A 16,275-nucleotide genomic window follows, 5' to 3' on the forward strand; every position below is an offset into this window, starting at 1 on the left:
CAGCCGCGGTGGAATAAACGTGACGCAGGGGATCAGAGCAGCACCACGTCATATTGTTCCTGGGAATACATGGTTTCCACCTGGAAGCGTATGGTGCGACCGATAAACCCTTCAAGCTCGGCGACGTTACCGGATTCTTCATCGAGCAAGCGATCGACGACTTTCTGGTTCGCCAGTACCCGGTAACCCTCGGCCTGATAGGCACGCGCTTCACGGAGGATCTCGCGGAATATCTCGTAACAGATGGTTTCCGCGGTTTTCAGTTTGCCGCGCCCTTGGCAACTGCTGCACGGTTCGCACAGCACCTGCTCGAGACTTTCACGGGTGCGCTTGCGAGTCATCTGCACCAGACCCAACTCGGTAATGCCGATGATGTTGGTCTTGGCGTGATCACGTTCCAGCTGTTTTTCCAACGTGCGCAGCACCTGGCGCTGGTGTTCCTCATCTTCCATATCGATGAAGTCGATGATGATGATCCCGCCCAGATTGCGCAGGCGCATCTGCCGGGCAATCGCGGTGGCCGCTTCGAGATTGGTCTTGAAGATGGTTTCTTCGAGGTTGCGATGGCCGACGAAGGCGCCAGTATTCACATCGATCGTGGTCATGGCTTCCGCCGGATCGACCACCAGATAGCCGCCGGATTTCAGCGGCACCTTGCGTTCGAGGGCTTTCTGGATTTCATCTTCGACGCCGTACAGGTCAAAAATCGGCCGCTCACCCGGGTAATGTTCCAGACGATCGGCGATTTCCGGCATCAGTTCGGCGACGAACTGCGTGGTTTTCTGAAAGGTTTCCCGGGAATCGATGCGGATCTTCTCGATCTTCGGGTTGACCAGATCACGCAGCGTACGCAACGCCAGACCGAGATCCTCGTAAATCACGCTCGGCGCGGCGATGGTTTTGATCTGTTCGTTGATCTGATCCCACAGGCGGCGCAGGTAGCGGATGTCCATGAGGATTTCATCGGCGCCAGCGCCTTCGGCGGCGGTGCGCAGAATAAAACCGCCGGCCTCCTTGATCCCCTCTTTGGCCACGCAATCGCTGACCACTTGCTTGAGGCGTTCGCGTTCGGCTTCGTCTTCGATTTTCAGCGAGATGCCGACGTGGGCGGTGCGTGGCATGTACACCAGATAGCGCGACGGGATCGACAGCTGCGTAGTCAACCGCGCGCCTTTCGAGCCGATCGGATCCTTGGTGACTTGCACCACCAGGCTCTGGCCTTCATGCACCAGCGCGCTGATGCTTTCCACCGCCGGGCCTTCACGCAGAGAGATTTCTGCAGCATGAATGAATGCCGCGCGATCCAGGCCGATGTCGACGAATGCTGCCTGCATGCCCGGCAGCACCCGGACAATCTTGCCTTTATAGATGTTGCCGACGATCCCGCGTTTTTGCGTGCGCTCGACGTGGACTTCTTGCAGCACACCGTTTTCGACCACCGCCACGCGCGACTCCATCGGCGTGATGTTGATCAGAATCTCTTCACTCATGGCAGGATCTCGTTCAGGCGTGTTCACGATAATGGCCGCATCTGGATTCGTACGACGCTTATTGCGCGTTCAGGTTTTGCCAACAGGGTATGCCGAAATGGCCCAACAGTTCTGCGGTTTCGCAAACCGGCAGCCCGACCACTGCCGAGTAGCTGCCGTTGAGCCCCGCGACAAACACCGCGCCGAGCCCCTGAATGCCATAACCGCCGGCCTTGTCCCGCGGCTCGCCACTGGCCCAGTAGGCAGCGGCCTCTTCACTGCTGATCGGGCGGAACCGCACCAGACTGTGCACCACCCGCGACTCGCAGCGCTCGTCTTCCAGCACAGCGATGGCGGTCAGCACTTCGTGCTCCTTGCCGGACAACATCATCAGCATGGCGCATGCGTCGGCTTCGTCCACCGGTTTGCCAAGAATTTTGCCGTTCAGCACCACGGCGGTGTCGGCACCCAGCACGCAGAATGGCTGAGCGGACACGACTGTGCGACGCCCGGCCTCGGCCTTGCCGCGCGCCAGACGCTCGACATAGGCCGACGGCGATTCTTCGGGTAATGGAGTTTCGTCGATATCCGCACTGATGGCGGAGAACGCAATGCCTATCTGCGTGAGCAATTCACGGCGGCGCGGCGATCCGGAGGCGAGGTAAAGCGGCTTCATCAAAACATCTCCCTGTTCAGTGCCCAGCTTCACCGGCTCAATTTATTTTGTAGCGTCGGCGCAATCCGCGTAGGGCAAAGCTGACCCACGGCCAAAGCAAGGCACTGACCAGCGCCGGTAGCACCAGCGCCAGGGTTGGCTGACGGTTACCGGTCAAGGCACTGAGCCACAACTGCACCAGTTGCGCGAGGCCGAAGATCACCAGAATCACCAGGCATTGCTGCCACATCGGGAACATCCGCAGGCGTTGTTGCAATGACAGCACGAGGAAGGTTATCAGCGTCAGGATCAACGCGTTCTGGCCCAGCAGCGTGCCGTAGAGCACGTCTTCAGCCAGGCCCAGACAGAACGCTGTGACCATGCCGACCGTTTGCGGCATGTACAGCGCCCAGAATGTCAGGAGCAGTGCCAGCCATAGCGGACGCAGGATTTCCATGAATTGCGGCAACGGCGAGACGCTGAGCAGCATGCCGATGAGAAACGTCAGCCAGACAATCCAGCCGTTTCGCGATGCGGTAGCCCCGACCATTATTCTTGTCTCCCGGTTGTCGCCGGCGCACCGACAGGCGGTTTCGCCGCAGGTCGTGCAGCGGGCTGGGCAGCTGGAGGTTTGCTGGCCGTCGGCGTCGCTGCCGGTGGTTTGGCAGCCGCTGGCGGTTTACTGGCAGCGGGTTTGGCCGGTGTGGTGCTGGCTGCAGCGGCCGGTGCGGCAGGCGTTGCTGGCGTTGTCGCAGCAGCTGCAGGCGGTGTCACCGTTTTCGGCACAGTGGCCGGAACAATCGGGCCGCCGCCAAAGGCATCAAGATTTTCCTGTGCTTGCGCGACATCGTTGGCGCGCTCTTCGGCGGTGCGGTTGTCGCTGAATACCAACAGCAGGTAACGGCTGCGATTGAGTGCGGCAGTCGGCACGGCGCGGACGATCGCGAACGGCTGACCGGAATCGTGGATCACTTCCTTCACCGTGGCGACCGGGTAACCGGCCGGGAATCGCTGGCCGAGACCGGAGCTCACCAGCAGATCGCCTTCCTTGATATCGGCCGTGTCGGCGACGTGACGCAATTCCAGACGCTCCGGGTTACCGGTGCCGCTGGCAATCGCACGCAAGCCGTTGCGGTTCACCTGCACAGGAATGCTGTGGGTGGTATCGGTCAACAGCAATACACGGGAAGTGTAAGGCATCAACTCGACCACCTGCCCCATCAGACCGCGCGCATCGAGCACCGGTTGCCCCAGTACCACGCCGTCGCGCTCACCTTTATTGATGATGATGCGATGCGTGAAGGGGTTGGGGTCCATGCCGATCAACTCGGCCACTTCGACCTTTTCATTGACCAGCGCAGAGGAATTGAGCAACTCGCGCAGCCGAACGTTCTGCTCGGTCAGTGCAGCAAGCTTTTGCATGCGACCCTGATACAGCAGATTTTCGGTCTTGAGTTTTTCGTTTTCGGCGACCAGTTCGGTGCGACTGCCGAACTGACTGGCAATCCCTTCCCACAGCCGTCCGGGCAGGTCAGTGATCCAGTAGGCGTCCATCAACACCAGCGACGCTTGTTTGCGCGCAGGCTTGAGCAGGTCGAAGCGGGCATCGACCACCATCAGTGCGACCGACAGCACGGCCAGCACCAACAGGCGCACACCCAACGAAGGGCCTTTGGCGAAAAGCGGTTTAATAAGCCGCTCCTCCCAGGCAAATGTTCTGTTTATTCATACGGCATCAAACCGGCCTGGATGAAGACTGACAGAAGATAAACGCCAACAGGCAGCACTGCAAAGTGCTGCCTGCGCGCTCACCCACGTATTGCACCCGGCGACTTATTCGCTCGAGAGCAGGTCCATGGTGTGCTTATCCATCATTTCCAATGCACGGCCACCGCCGCGAGCAACACAGGTCAGCGGATCTTCGGCAACGATGACTGGCAGACCGGTTTCCTGGGCCAGCAACTTGTCGAGGTCACGCAGCAGCGCGCCACCACCGGTGAGCACCAGGCCACGCTCGGCGATGTCGGAAGCCAGTTCCGGCGGCGATTGCTCCAGGGCACTTTTCACAGCCTGAACGATGGTTGCCAGGGACTCTTGCAGAGCTTCCAGCACTTCGTTGGAGTTCAGGGTGAATGCGCGTGGAACGCCTTCGGCCAGGTTGCGACCACGAACGTCGACTTCGCGAACTTCGCCGCCCGGGTAGGCCGTGCCGATTTCCTGCTTGATGCGCTCAGCGGTGGATTCACCGATCAGGCTGCCGTAGTTACGACGCACGTAGGTGATGATCGCTTCGTCGAAGCGGTCGCCGCCAACGCGCACGGATTCGGCATAGACCACACCGTTCAGGGAAATCAGCGCGATTTCAGTGGTACCACCACCGATATCCACGACCATCGAACCGCGTGCTTCTTCGACCGGCAGGCCGGCACCGATCGCAGCAGCCATTGGCTCTTCGATCAGGAACACTTCACGGGCACCGGCACCAAGGGCCGATTCACGGATGGCACGACGCTCAACCTGAGTGGATTTGCATGGAACGCAGATCAGCACACGAGGGCTAGGCTGCAGAAAGCTGTTTTCGTGAACCTTGTTAATAAAGTATTGCAGCATCTTTTCGCAAACGCTGAAGTCGGCGATCACGCCGTCCTTCATCGGACGAATGGCAGCAATATTGCCCGGCGTACGGCCGAGCATGCGCTTGGCCTCGGTGCCGACAGCAACGACACTTTTCTGGTTACCGTGTGTCCGAATGGCCACAACCGATGGCTCATTCAGGACGATACCGCGCTCGCGCACGTAAATAAGGGTGTTGGCAGTGCCCAGGTCAATGGAAAGATCGCTGGAAAACATGCCACGCAGTTTCTTGAACATGGGAAAGGGACCCTAGGCAACGCGTGGGTAAAAAAGTGCGGCAAACTCTAACAACGACAGGGATTTTGGGCAAGGCGCCAATATGTTAAATTGGCCGCTTTTCTGTGCACCAAGCCCCACAATCGCGGCCTTATGACCGTAGAAGTGCGGTAGTGTTCCGACAATCTAACACACGGACGCCGTCCGTTCTGTTTTCCACTGGAGAATCCCGATGGCGCTAGAACGCTCCGACGTGGAAAAAATCGCTCATCTGGCCTGCCTTGGCCTCAATGATGCCGATCTTCCACACATTACTTCCGCCCTCAACAGCATTCTCGGTCTGGTCGACGAAATGCAGGCTGTTAATACCGACGGAATCGAGCCTCTGGCCCACCCGCTGGAAGCCAGTCAGCGCCTGCGCGCCGACGTTGTGACCGAGACCAATCACCGCGAGGCCTACCAGTCCATCGCACCAGCGGTCGAAAACGGCCTGTATCTGGTTCCGAAAGTCATCGACTAAAGGGAAAGAGCCTGCAATGCATCAAATGACTCTGGCCGAGATCGCCCGCGGTCTCGCCGATAAAAAGTTTTCCTCCGAAGAGCTGACCAAAGTCCTGCTGGCGCGCATCACCCAGCTCGATCCGCAGCTCAACAGTTTCATCAGCCTCACCGAAGAGCTGGCCATCGAGCAGGCGAAAGCCGCCGATGCCCGCCGCGCCAACGGTGAGAGCGGCGCCTTGCTCGGCGCGCCGATCGCTCATAAAGACCTGTTCTGCACCCAGGGCATTCGCACCAGCTGCGGCTCGAAGATGCTCGACAACTTCAAAGCTCCGTACGACGCCACCGTGGTCGCGAAACTGGCGGCTGCCGGTGCCGTAACTCTGGGCAAGACCAACATGGACGAATTCGCCATGGGTTCGGCCAACGAGTCGAGCTGGTACGGCGCGGTGAAAAACCCGTGGAACCTGGAACACGTACCGGGCGGTTCGTCCGGCGGTTCGGCGGCGGCGGTTGCCGCTCGTCTGTTGCCAGCGGCGACGGCCACCGACACTGGCGGTTCGATCCGTCAGCCGGCGGCGTTCACCAACCTCACCGGCCTGAAACCGACGTACGGTCGTGTTTCGCGCTGGGGCATGATCGCTTACGCCTCCAGCCTCGATCAGGGTGGCCCGTTGGCGCGCACGGCCGAAGACTGCGCAATTTTGTTGCAAGGTATGGCTGGATTCGATCAGAACGACTCCACCAGCATCGATGAGCCCGTGCCGGATTACTCCGCAAGCCTGGGCGATTCGCTGCAAGGCCTGCGCATCGGCGTGCCAAAGGAATACTTCAGCGCCGGTCTCGACCCGCGCATCGCCGAATTGATCCAGAACAGCATTAAAGAGCTGCAGAAGCTCGGTGCCGTGATCAAGGAAATCAGCCTGCCGAACATGCAGCACGCGATTCCGGCGTACTACGTGATCGCCCCGGCAGAAGCCTCTTCCAACCTGTCGCGTTTCGACGGCGTGCGTTTCGGCCACCGTTGCGAGCAACCGAAAGACCTGATCGACCTGTACAAGCGCTCCCGTGGCGAAGGCTTCGGCCCGGAAGTGCAGCGCCGGATCATGGTCGGTGCCTACGCGCTGTCCGCCGGTTACTACGACGCCTACTACCTGAAAGCGCAGAAAATCCGTCGCCTGGTGAAGAACGATTTCATGGCTGCCTTTAATGAAGTCGACATCATCCTTGGCCCGACCACGCCGAACCCGGCCTGGAAGCTTGGCGCGAAGAACAGCGACCCGGTTGCTGCCTACCTGGAAGACGTCTACACCATCACCGCCAACCTCGCGGGCCTGCCGGGCCTGTCGATGCCGGCCGGTTTTGTCGACGGTCTGCCGGTGGGCGTGCAGCTGCTCGCGCCGTATTTCCAGGAAGGCCGTTTGCTCAACGTTGCGCACCAGTATCAGCTCAATACTGACTGGCACACCCGCACCCCAACCGGCTTCTGAGGAGACACACATGCAATGGGAAGTCGTGATCGGGCTGGAGATTCACACTCAGCTCACCACCCGGTCGAAAATCTTTTCCGGTAGTTCCACCACGTTCGGCTCCGAGCCGAACACCCAGGCCAGCCTGATCGATCTGGGCATGCCCGGCGTTCTGCCGGTGCTGAACCAGGAAGCGGTGCGCATGGCGGTGATGTTCGGTCTGGCGATTGACGCCGAGATCGGTCAGCACAACGTGTTCGCGCGTAAAAACTACTTCTATCCGGACTTGCCGAAGGGCTACCAGATCAGCCAGATGGAATTGCCGATCGTTGGCAAGGGCCACCTGGACATCGCGCTGGAAGACGGCACCGTCAAACGTGTCGGCATCACCCGTGCGCACCTGGAAGAAGACGCCGGCAAGAGCCTGCACGAAGAATTCAACGGTGCCACCGGCATCGACCTGAACCGTGCCGGCACGCCGCTGCTGGAAATCGTTTCCGAGCCGGACATGCGCAGCGCCAAGGAAGCCGTGGCTTACGTCAAGGCGATCCACGCGCTGGTGCGTTATCTGGGCATCTGCGACGGCAACATGGCCGAAGGCTCGCTGCGTTGCGACTGCAACGTGTCGATCCGTCCGAAAGGCCAGGTTGAATTCGGCACGCGCTGCGAGATCAAGAACGTCAACTCGTTCCGCTTCATCGAGAAGGCGATCAACTCCGAGATCCAGCGTCAGATCGAGCTGATCGAAGACGGCGGCAAAGTGATCCAGCAGACCCGTCTGTACGATCCGAACAAGGACGAAACCCGCCCGATGCGTTCGAAAGAGGAAGCCAACGACTACCGTTACTTCCCCGATCCGGACCTGCTGCCGGTGGTTATCGAAGAATCGTTCCTCGGCGAGGTGCGCGCCACCCTGCCGGAACTGCCTCCGCAGAAACGCGAGCGCTTCCAGAGCCAGTTCGGTCTGTCGGCGTACGACGCCAACGTGCTGGCCACCAGCCGTGAGCAAGCGGACTACTTCGAGAAAGTCGCAGCCATCGGCGGCGACGCCAAACTGGCGGCGAACTGGGTGATGGTCGAGTTGGGCAGCCTGCTCAACAAGCAAGGCCTGGACATCGACGAATCGCCGGTTTCCGCTGAACTGTTGGGCGGCATGCTGCAGCGCATCAAGGACAACACCATCTCCGGCAAGATCGCCAAAGTGGTGTTCGAAGGGATGGCCAACGGCGAAGGCAGCGCGGACGAGATCATCGAAAAGCGTGGCCTGAAGCAGGTTACCGACAGCGGTGCGATCTCGGCAGTGCTGGACGAAATGCTCGCGGCCAACGCCGAGCAGGTTGAACAATATCGTGCGGCTGACGAAGCCAAACGCGGCAAGATGTTCGGCTTCTTTGTCGGCCAGGCGATGAAAGCGTCGAAAGGCAAAGCCAACCCGCAGCAAGTGAACGAACTGCTGAAAAGCAAGCTCGAAGGCTGATTCCGGCCCCGCGCTCGGGGATCGTTCCCACGCTCTGCGTGGGAATGCCGCCCCGGACGCTCCGCGTCCATTGCGGTGTGACGCAGAGCGTCACGGGATGCATTCCCACGCTGGAGCGTGGGAACGATCACTTTGGAGTATCTGAATGAAACGTCTGCTCGGCGCCTGCGCCCTGCTTTCTTTACTGGCCGGTTGCGCCAGCACCGACACCATCGACCCGCACGGCTACGACCAGACCGGCGTCGCTTCCTATTACGGTGCAAAGCACCACGGTAAACGCACCGCCAGCGGCGAAGCGTTCAACCAGAATTCCCTGACCGCCGCCCACCGCCAGCTACCCTTTGGCACACGGGTGAAGGTCACCAACCTGAAAAACGATGAATCCGTCGTGGTCCGCATCAATGACCGTGGCCCGCATACCCGTGGACGCCTGATCGACGTGTCCCGCGAGGCCGCCGAACAACTCGGCATGCTGCGCAGCGGCACCGCACGGGTTCGCGTGCAGGCCCTCGACGATTGATGGAGCGCTGACCATTTTCGGATTAGCCGACTTACCCCTGATCAGCGTGATCGAACTGCTCGCCGGCCTGTGCCTGCTGATCTTCGGCGCCGAACTGATGGTGCGTGCGGCGGTGCGCCTGGCGGCGCGTCTGCATGTGCGACCGCTGATCATCGGCCTGACCATCGTCGCCCTCGGCAGCAGCGCGCCGCAAATGGCCGTAAGCCTGCAAGCCGCATTGGCGCACAACCCGGACATCGCCGTTGGCAGCGTGGTCGGCAGCAGCATTTTCAATATCCTCGTCACCCTAGGTTTGTCAGCACTGATCATTCCTCTGCGTGTCTCGCGGCAACTGGTGCGACTCGATATTCCGCTGATGATCGGCGCCAGTCTGCTGGTGTTTGTATTGGCGTGGAATGAAGAGATCGGACGCTTCGACGGCATTCTGTTGTTGGGCGCATTGGCGCTGTATCTCGGCTTGCTGTTGCGCCAGTCGCGGCACTCGACGCGCCCGCATACGGAGCGAGTTGAAACAACCCAAGCGTCGTGGATCGGCAGTTCGCTGATGATCATTGTCGGTTTGGCGATGCTGGTTTTCGCCGGACATCTTCTGCTCGGAGCTGCCGTGGTGGTGGCAACTGATCTTGGATTTTCCGAGCGCGTCATTGGTCTGACCGTTGTCGCTGTCGGCACCTCCCTGCCGGAACTGGCCACGTCGTTGATCGCCGCATTGCGCGGGCAACGCGATATCGCCGTCGGCAACGTGATCGGCGCCAACCTGTTCAATCTGCTCGGGGTACTCGGCCTGACCGCATTGATCGCACCGACGCCGCTGTCGGTGTCGCCGAACGCACTGGATTTCGACCTGCCGGTGATGCTCGGCGTCGCCGCGCTGTGCCTGCCGGTGTTCTATTCCGGCTATCGGGTAACGCGCGCCGAAGGTTTGCTGTTGCTCGGTTTGTATTTGGCGTACGGGCTGCACGTGGTGTCGTTCACCACTGGCATGCCGCTGGCCGGCAAGCTTGAGCGGCTGATGCTGTTTTATGTCTTGCCGACGCTGTTGACGTTTCTGCTGTTCACGTCGATTCGCGCCTGGCGCCGCCAACACCACAAGAGGGATATGCCATGACCGAATCGAAGAAGTCCGGGGTTGAAATCCGCCGCCAGGTAATGGGCGATGCGTTTGTTGATCGCGCGCTAGGCAACGCCACCGAGTTCACTCAACCGTTGCAGGATTTCGTCAATGAACATGCCTGGGGTGGCGTGTGGAATCGTGAAGGTCTGCCGCTGAAAACCCGCAGCCTGATCACCCTCGCCGCGCTGACCGCATTGAAGTGCCCGCAGGAGTTGAAAGGCCATGTGCGCGGTGCGCTGAACAATGGCTGCACCGTGGACGAGATTCGTGAGGCGCTGCTGCATTGCGCGGTGTATGCCGGCGTGCCGGCGGCGATTGATGCGTTTCGCGCGGCGCAGGAAGTGATCGACAGTTACGAGAAAAGCTAAAAGATCGCAGCCTTTGGCAGCGCCTACATGGAAATGCGGTCTCCTGTAGGAGCTGCCGCAGGCTGCGATCTTTTGATCTTGCCTTTATATCCACCCACCCCACTGCAGAACGAAAATCCCGACATTGGTGGTAATCGCCGCCATCAATGTGGTCATCACGATAATCGCCGCCGCCAGCTCATGATTGCCCTGCGCCGCCCGGGCCATGACGAAACTCGCCGCTGCCGTCGGGCTGCCGAAATACAGAAACAGAATCCCCAGTTCCGCGCCGCGAAAGCCCCACAACCACGCCCCCAGCGTCGCCAGCACCGGCAAACCGATCATCTTCACCAGACTGGAGCTGAGCGCCATATTGCCGCTCTTGCGCAGCGCCGCCAGTGACAGCGTGCCGCCAATGCAGATCAGCGCCAGCGGCAACGTAGTCTGCGCCAGATACTGACCTGAGGTCTCCAGCCAGCCCGGCAAACCGATCTTGAAATAGGCAAACGGCGCCGCCGCAATCACGCTGATGATCAGTGGATTGCTGAACACGCTTTTGCAGATGCTCCACGGATCGGACTTGATCACCGGGCTGTACACCGCCAGCACGATGGTCGACAGGGTGTTGTAAAACAGGATCACCAGCGCCGCGAGAATCGCCCCGAGGGAAATCCCGTAATCGCCGTACATGCTCGCCGCCAACGCGAGACCAATCACACCGTTGTTACCGCGAAAGGCGCCCTGGGTGTAGATGCCGCGATCTTCACGCGGGCATTTGAAAATCGCCCAGCCCCAGGCCACGGCAAAGCTCACCAGCGTGGCGAGGGAGAAGTAGATCAGCAGGGACGGTTGCAGTGCGGCGTGCAGGTCGGCATGCAGAATGCCGAGGAACAGCAACGCCGGCATGGTCACGTTGAACACCAGCGACGAGGCGGTGTGGATGAAGTTGTCGTTGATCCAGTCGATGCGCTTGAGCAGCACACCGAGAAACAGCATGGCAAACACCGGCGCGGTGATGTTCAGGGTTTCGAGGAAGATTGCCAGCATGCCGGGGAGCCTTGGGTGAGCGTCGTTAGGGGCCAATGATAAAGCAAAAGCCCCTCACCCTAACCCTCTCCCAGAGGGAGAGGGGACTGACCGCGGGATATTCAATAATTTCACCGACCTGAAATGACATCGCTGAATCCAGAACTGCCTGTAGCAGGCCATAATCAACTCGATATTTCAGGTCGATGTACAGCGCCAGACAACTCGGTCGGCCCCCTCTCCCTCCGGGAGAGGGCTGGGGTGAGGGCCAGGCCGGTCACGCATCAGGTAATCGGCGCCGGGTTGAACAACGTAATGTCGTTATGCAGCTTGTGTTTCTCCGCCCACGTCTGCTGTTTGCCGCTCGCCACATCCAGATAGTAGTGAAACAACTCCCAACCCAACTCCTCGATGGTCGCGCGCCCTGTAGCAATCCGCCCGGCATCGATGTCGATCAGATCAGGCCAACGCTGCGCCAATTCCGTACGCGTCGAGACCTTCACCACTGGCGCCATCGCCAAACCATACGGCGTGCCACGCCCGGTGGTGAACACATGCAGGTTCATCCCCGCCGCCAACTGCAACGTCCCGCAGACAAAATCGCTCGCCGGCGTCGCACAGAAAATCAGACCCTTCTGCTTGAAGCGCTCGCCCGGGCCGAGCACGCCATTGATCGCGCTGCTGCCGGATTTGACGATCGAACCCAGCGACTTCTCGACAATGTTCGACAGCCCGCCCTTCTTGTTGCCCGGCGTGGTGTTGGCGCTGCGATCTGCTTCACCCTTGGCCAGGTAACGGTCGTACCAGTCCATCTCACGCACCAATTCCTCGGCAACGGTTTTGCTTTCGGCACGTGAAGTCAGCAGGTAAATCGCATCGCGCACTTCGGTGACTTCGGAAAACATCACCGTCGCCCCCGCGCGCAACAACAAGTCCGAAGCGTAGCCCAGCGCCGGGTTGGCGGTGATCCCGGAAAACGCATCGCTGCCGCCACACTGCATGCCGAGGATCAACTCGGACGCCGGCACGGTTTCGCGGCGGCGCTGATCGAGTTTCTTCAGGCGCACTTCAGCCAGTTCCATGATCTGCTCGATCATCTCGGTGAAGCCATGACTGGAATCCTGCAAGCGATACAGCCACGGATCGCTGAGATCCACCGACGCATCGTCCTCGTGCATCACCTGCCCGGCCTGCAATTTCTCGCAGCCCAGGCTAATCACCAACGCTTCGCCACCGAGGTTCGGGTTGCGCGCCAGATTGCGCACGGTGCGAATCGGGATGTAGGCGTCGGTGGCAGTAATCGCCACGCCGCAGCCGTAACTGTGAGTCAGCGCCACCACGTCATCGACGTGCGGGTACTTCGGCAGCAGTTCTTCCTTGATGCGTTTTACCGCGTGATCAAGCACGCCGGTAACGCACTGCACGGTGGTGGTGATGCCGAGAATATTGCGCGTGCCGACGGTACCGTCAGCGTTGCGATAACCCTCGAAGGTGAAGCCTTCCAGCGGTGCCTGCGCGTCCGGCACGTCGGTGGACAGCGGCAAGCTGTCCAGCGGCGGCGCGGTCGGCATGCGCAGTTGATCTTCCTTGACCCAACTGCCCCGGCGGATCGGCTGCAACGCGTAGCCAATCACCTGACCGTAGCGAATCACCTGGCCGCCCTCGGGAATGTCTTCGAGAGTGACCTTGTGGCTCTGCGGCACAAATTCCAGCGTCACCAGGCCATCGGCAAACTCAGTGCCGGCCGGTGCGCCCTGGTCGTTGACCACTACCACCACGTTGTCCCGCTCGTGCAGGCGGATGTGGCGCGGCGAGTCGGAATGTTCAATCAACTGCATGACGCCGCTCCTCAGGAATGCGCTTGAGACAATTTGCCGGTGGCTTCAGTACCGCCATGGGTTGGCGGCTCTTTGAGTACCACACGTTTGATCGGGCCAACGATGACCAGATAGCTGAACACCGCCACCAGTGCGTTGGCACCGACGAACACTAGCGCCCATTTGAACGAACCGGTGGAGCTGATGATGTAGCCAATCACGATCGGCGTGGTGATCGAAGCGATGTTGCCGAAAGTGTTGAACAGGCCACCGCTCAGACCGGCGATCTGTTTTGGCGAGGTGTCGGAGACCACCGCCCAACCCAATGCGCCAACGCCCTTACCGAAGAAGGCCAGAGCCATGAAGCCAACGACCATCCATTCAACATCGACATAGTTGCAGGCGACGATGCTGCTGGAAACCAGCAGACCGGCAATGATCGGCGCTTTACGGGCGAAGGTCAGCGAGTGGCCTTTACGCAACAGGTAATCGGAAATCACCCCGCCGAGCACGCCACCGATGAAACCGCAAATCGCCGGCAACGAGGCAATGAAACCGGCCTTGAGAATGGTCATGCCACGCTCTTGCACCAGGTACACCGGGAACCAGGTCAGGAAGAAGTAAGTGATGCCGTTGATGCAGTACTGGCCCAGATACACGCCGAGCATCATGCGGTTGGTCAGCAACTGACGAATGTAATCCCACTTCGGACCGTCGGCTTTTTTGCCTTGCTTGACGTCCATGTCGACCATGCCGCCGTTGTCGGCGATGAACTGTACTTCTGCTTCGTTGGCCATCGGGTGTTGGCGCGGGCTGTGGATAACCTTCAGCCAGATCCCCGAGAAAACGATGCCGAACAGGCCCATGACAATGAACACGTGCTCCCAGCCGAAGGAGTAAACGATCCAGCCCATCAGCGGTGCGAACAACACGGTGGCAAAATATTGCGCCGAGTTGAAGATCGCCGAAGCGGTGCCGCGTTCAGCGGTCGGGAACCAAGCGGCGACGATGCGCGCGTTACCGGGGAAGGATGGCGCTTCAGCCAGACCGACCAAAAAGCGCAGCATGAACAGCGCGACGATCGCCGTGGACATACCGAATTCACCGACAAAGCCTTGCAGCACGGTGAACAGCGACCAGGTGAAAATGCTCAACGCATAGACTTTTTTCGAGCCGAAGCGATCGAGCAGCCAGCCACCGGGAATTTGCCCGGCCACGTAGGCCCAACCGAAGGCGGAGAAGATGTAGCCGAGGGTAACTGCGTCGATGCCCAGATCTTTTTGCAGGCTGGAGCCGGCGATGGCGATCGTGGCGCGGTCGGCATAGTTGATCGTGGTCACCAGAAACAGCATGAGCAGGATCAAATAGCGGACGTGAGTCGGCTTGGAGGATTGCATGTAGAGGTACTCCCACTGATTATTTTTATGCGCGGGTGAATCTTCTTTGGTCTTGCATCTGTTCCCTGTAGGAGCTGCCGAAGGCTGCGATCTTTTGATCTTAAAAGATCGCAGCCTTCGGCAGCTCCTACAGGGTTATTGCGTTTATCAGGAACCGATGTAGCTGGTCTTCACGACCGTGTAGAACTCTTGCGCATAGCGGCCTTGCTCACGTGAGCCATAGGATGAACCTTTACGGCCACCGAACGGAACGTGGTAATCGACGCCAGCCGTCGGCAGGTTGACCATGACCATCCCGGCTTGCGAATGGCGCTTGAAGTGGTTGGCGTACTTCAGCGAGGTGGTCGCAATGCCCGCAGACAGGCCGAACTCGGTGTCGTTGGCCATCGCCAGCGCTGCGTCGTAGTCAGCCACGCGAACGATGTTGGCCACCGGCCCGAAGATCTCTTCGCGGCTGATGCGCATCGACGCTTCACTGTCGGCAAACAGGGTTGGCGCGAGGAAGTAACCCTCGGTGTCGCAAGTTACCAGACCACCGCCGCTGACCAGACGCGCACCTTCGGACTGGCCGATGTCGATGTACTTCATGTCCTGTTCCAGCTGCGCCTGGGAAACCACTGGACCAATATCGGTGCCGGATTTCAGCGCGTGGCCGACCTTGATCGACTTCATGCGCTCGGCCATCGCTTCAACGAATTTGTCGTGAATCCCGGCAGTGACGATCAAACGGCTGGAGGCAGTGCAACGCTGACCGGTGGAGTAGAACGCGCTCTGCACCGACAGCTCGACCGCGTGCTTGAGGTCGGCGTCGTCGAGAATGATCTGCGGGTTCTTGCCGCCCATTTCCAGCTGAACCTTAGCCTGGCGCGACACGCAGTTGACCGCGATCTGCCGACCCACGCCCACCGAACCGGTGAAGCTGATGCCGTCGACTTTCGGGCTCTGCACCAGCGCATCGCCAACCACGCGACCGCTGCCCATCACCAGGTTGAACACGCCGGCCGGGAAGCCTGCGCGGGAGATGATTTCCGCCAGTGCCCAAGCGCAGCCCGGTACCAGATCGGCTGGTTTCAACACCACGCAGTTGCCGTAGGCCAAGGCTGGCGCGATTTTCCACGCAGGAATCGCGATCGGGAAGTTCCACGGGGTGATCAGACCGACCACACCCAGTGCTTCGCGAGTCACTTCAACATTGACGCCCGGGCGCACCGACGGCACGTAGTCGCCGGACAGACGCAGGCATTCACCGGCGAAGAACTTGAAGATGTTACCGGCGCGGGTGACTTCGCCGATGGCTTCAGGCAGGGTCTTGCCCTCTTCCCGGGCCAGCAGGGTGCCGAGCTCTTCGCGGCGGGCGAGAATCTCCGTACCGACTTTATCCAGCGAATCGTGACGGGCCTGAATACCCGAAGTCGAATACGCCGGGAATGCCGCGCGGGCGGCGTCGATGGCAGCGTGAACCTGAGTCAGGTCAGCCTTGGCGTAATCGCCGATGGTGTCGCTCAGTTCCGACGGGTTGATGTTGGCCGAGTAGTCGGCACCGGCAACCCATTCGCCGTTGATGTAGTTGTCGTAACGTTTTGCATTTGTCACAGGGGCAGCCCTCAAAACTAAAAGCCTTTACGCAAAAAGCCGC

General features: G+C 60.0%; 14 protein-coding genes and 1 pseudogene. 6 read left to right on the plus strand and 9 right to left on the minus strand.

Annotated features, from left to right (window positions below):
• Nucleotides 1-32: 32 nt before the first annotated feature.
• From rng to mreB, 5 genes are all read right to left on the minus strand, one after another.
• Nucleotides 33-1,490 (minus strand): ribonuclease G, encoded by a 1,458-nt coding sequence (gene rng / locus FGA82_RS15670; protein WP_007915369.1) that lies wholly within the window; start codon nt 1,488-1,490, stop codon nt 33-35.
• A gap of 58 nt (nt 1,491-1,548) precedes the next feature.
• The gene (locus FGA82_RS15675; RefSeq protein ID WP_141127759.1) at nt 1,549-2,145 is read right to left on the minus strand and encodes a Maf family protein; all 597 of its coding nucleotides are present in this window, start codon (nt 2,143-2,145) and stop codon (nt 1,549-1,551) included.
• A 37-nt stretch (nt 2,146-2,182) separates the two neighbouring features.
• A complete protein-coding gene (mreD, locus tag FGA82_RS15680; protein WP_077571118.1) occupies nt 2,183-2,674 on the minus strand; it encodes a rod shape-determining protein MreD in 492 nt (163 codons plus the stop codon).
• A complete protein-coding gene (gene mreC, locus FGA82_RS15685) occupies nt 2,674-3,816 on the minus strand; it encodes a rod shape-determining protein MreC (RefSeq protein WP_141127760.1) in 1,143 nt (380 codons plus the stop codon). Before mreC ends, mreD begins: the two co-directional genes overlap by 1 nt.
• 141 nt (nt 3,817-3,957) lie before the next feature.
• On the minus strand, nt 3,958-4,995 hold the full coding sequence (gene mreB, locus FGA82_RS15690; RefSeq protein ID WP_002555108.1) for a rod shape-determining protein MreB: 1,038 nt from the start codon (nt 4,993-4,995) through the stop codon (nt 3,958-3,960).
• A gap of 211 nt (nt 4,996-5,206) precedes the next feature.
• On the opposite strand from mreB, the gene gatC reads away from it, so the two are divergent.
• The 6 genes from gatC (at nt 5,207) to FGA82_RS15720 (ending at nt 10,420) form a co-directional block, all read left to right on the plus strand.
• A complete protein-coding gene (gene gatC, locus FGA82_RS15695; protein WP_007901429.1) occupies nt 5,207-5,494 on the plus strand; it encodes an Asp-tRNA(Asn)/Glu-tRNA(Gln) amidotransferase subunit GatC in 288 nt (95 codons plus the stop codon).
• A 16-nt stretch (nt 5,495-5,510) separates the two neighbouring features.
• The gene (gene gatA, locus FGA82_RS15700) at nt 5,511-6,962 is read left to right on the plus strand and encodes an Asp-tRNA(Asn)/Glu-tRNA(Gln) amidotransferase subunit GatA (RefSeq protein WP_095119488.1); all 1,452 of its coding nucleotides are present in this window, start codon (nt 5,511-5,513) and stop codon (nt 6,960-6,962) included.
• Nucleotides 6,963-6,972: 10 nt separating this feature from the next.
• A complete protein-coding gene (gene gatB / locus FGA82_RS15705; protein ID WP_141127761.1) occupies nt 6,973-8,418 on the plus strand; it encodes an Asp-tRNA(Asn)/Glu-tRNA(Gln) amidotransferase subunit GatB in 1,446 nt (481 codons plus the stop codon).
• Between the two features lie 145 nt (nt 8,419-8,563).
• On the plus strand, nt 8,564-8,938 hold the full coding sequence (locus FGA82_RS15710; RefSeq protein WP_016984175.1) for a septal ring lytic transglycosylase RlpA family protein: 375 nt from the start codon (nt 8,564-8,566) through the stop codon (nt 8,936-8,938).
• Nucleotides 8,939-8,984: 46 nt separating this feature from the next.
• Complete coding sequence (locus tag FGA82_RS15715) at nt 8,985-10,046, plus strand: calcium/sodium antiporter (protein WP_141127762.1); 1,062 nt, start codon at nt 8,985-8,987, stop codon at nt 10,044-10,046.
• Nucleotides 10,043-10,420, plus strand: a complete 378-nt coding sequence (locus tag FGA82_RS15720; protein WP_141127763.1) for a carboxymuconolactone decarboxylase family protein — start codon at nt 10,043-10,045, stop codon at nt 10,418-10,420. The genes FGA82_RS15715 and FGA82_RS15720 overlap by 4 nt, the downstream gene beginning before the upstream one ends.
• 84 nt (nt 10,421-10,504) lie before the next feature.
• Here the strand turns inward: FGA82_RS15720 and FGA82_RS15725 are convergent, their stop codons facing one another.
• From FGA82_RS15725 to FGA82_RS15740, 4 genes and pseudogenes are all read right to left on the minus strand, one after another.
• Nucleotides 10,505-11,446: an AEC family transporter gene (locus FGA82_RS15725; RefSeq protein ID WP_134174578.1), complete on the minus strand. Its 942-nt coding sequence runs from the start codon at nt 11,444-11,446 to the stop codon at nt 10,505-10,507.
• A gap of 263 nt (nt 11,447-11,709) precedes the next feature.
• A complete protein-coding gene (gene garD / locus FGA82_RS15730) occupies nt 11,710-13,263 on the minus strand; it encodes a galactarate dehydratase (protein ID WP_095119494.1) in 1,554 nt (517 codons plus the stop codon).
• Between the two features lie 11 nt (nt 13,264-13,274).
• Nucleotides 13,275-14,669: pseudogene (locus FGA82_RS15735) on the minus strand (MFS transporter); the annotation flags it as partial.
• 117 nt (nt 14,670-14,786) lie between these two features.
• A complete protein-coding gene (locus tag FGA82_RS15740) occupies nt 14,787-16,232 on the minus strand; it encodes an aldehyde dehydrogenase family protein (RefSeq protein WP_141127765.1) in 1,446 nt (481 codons plus the stop codon).
• Between the last annotated feature and the right edge of the window lie 43 nt (nt 16,233-16,275).

The organism is Pseudomonas fluorescens (assembly GCF_005938625.1).
Classification (GTDB): Bacteria; Pseudomonadota; Gammaproteobacteria; order Pseudomonadales; family Pseudomonadaceae; genus Aquipseudomonas; species Aquipseudomonas fluorescens_BD.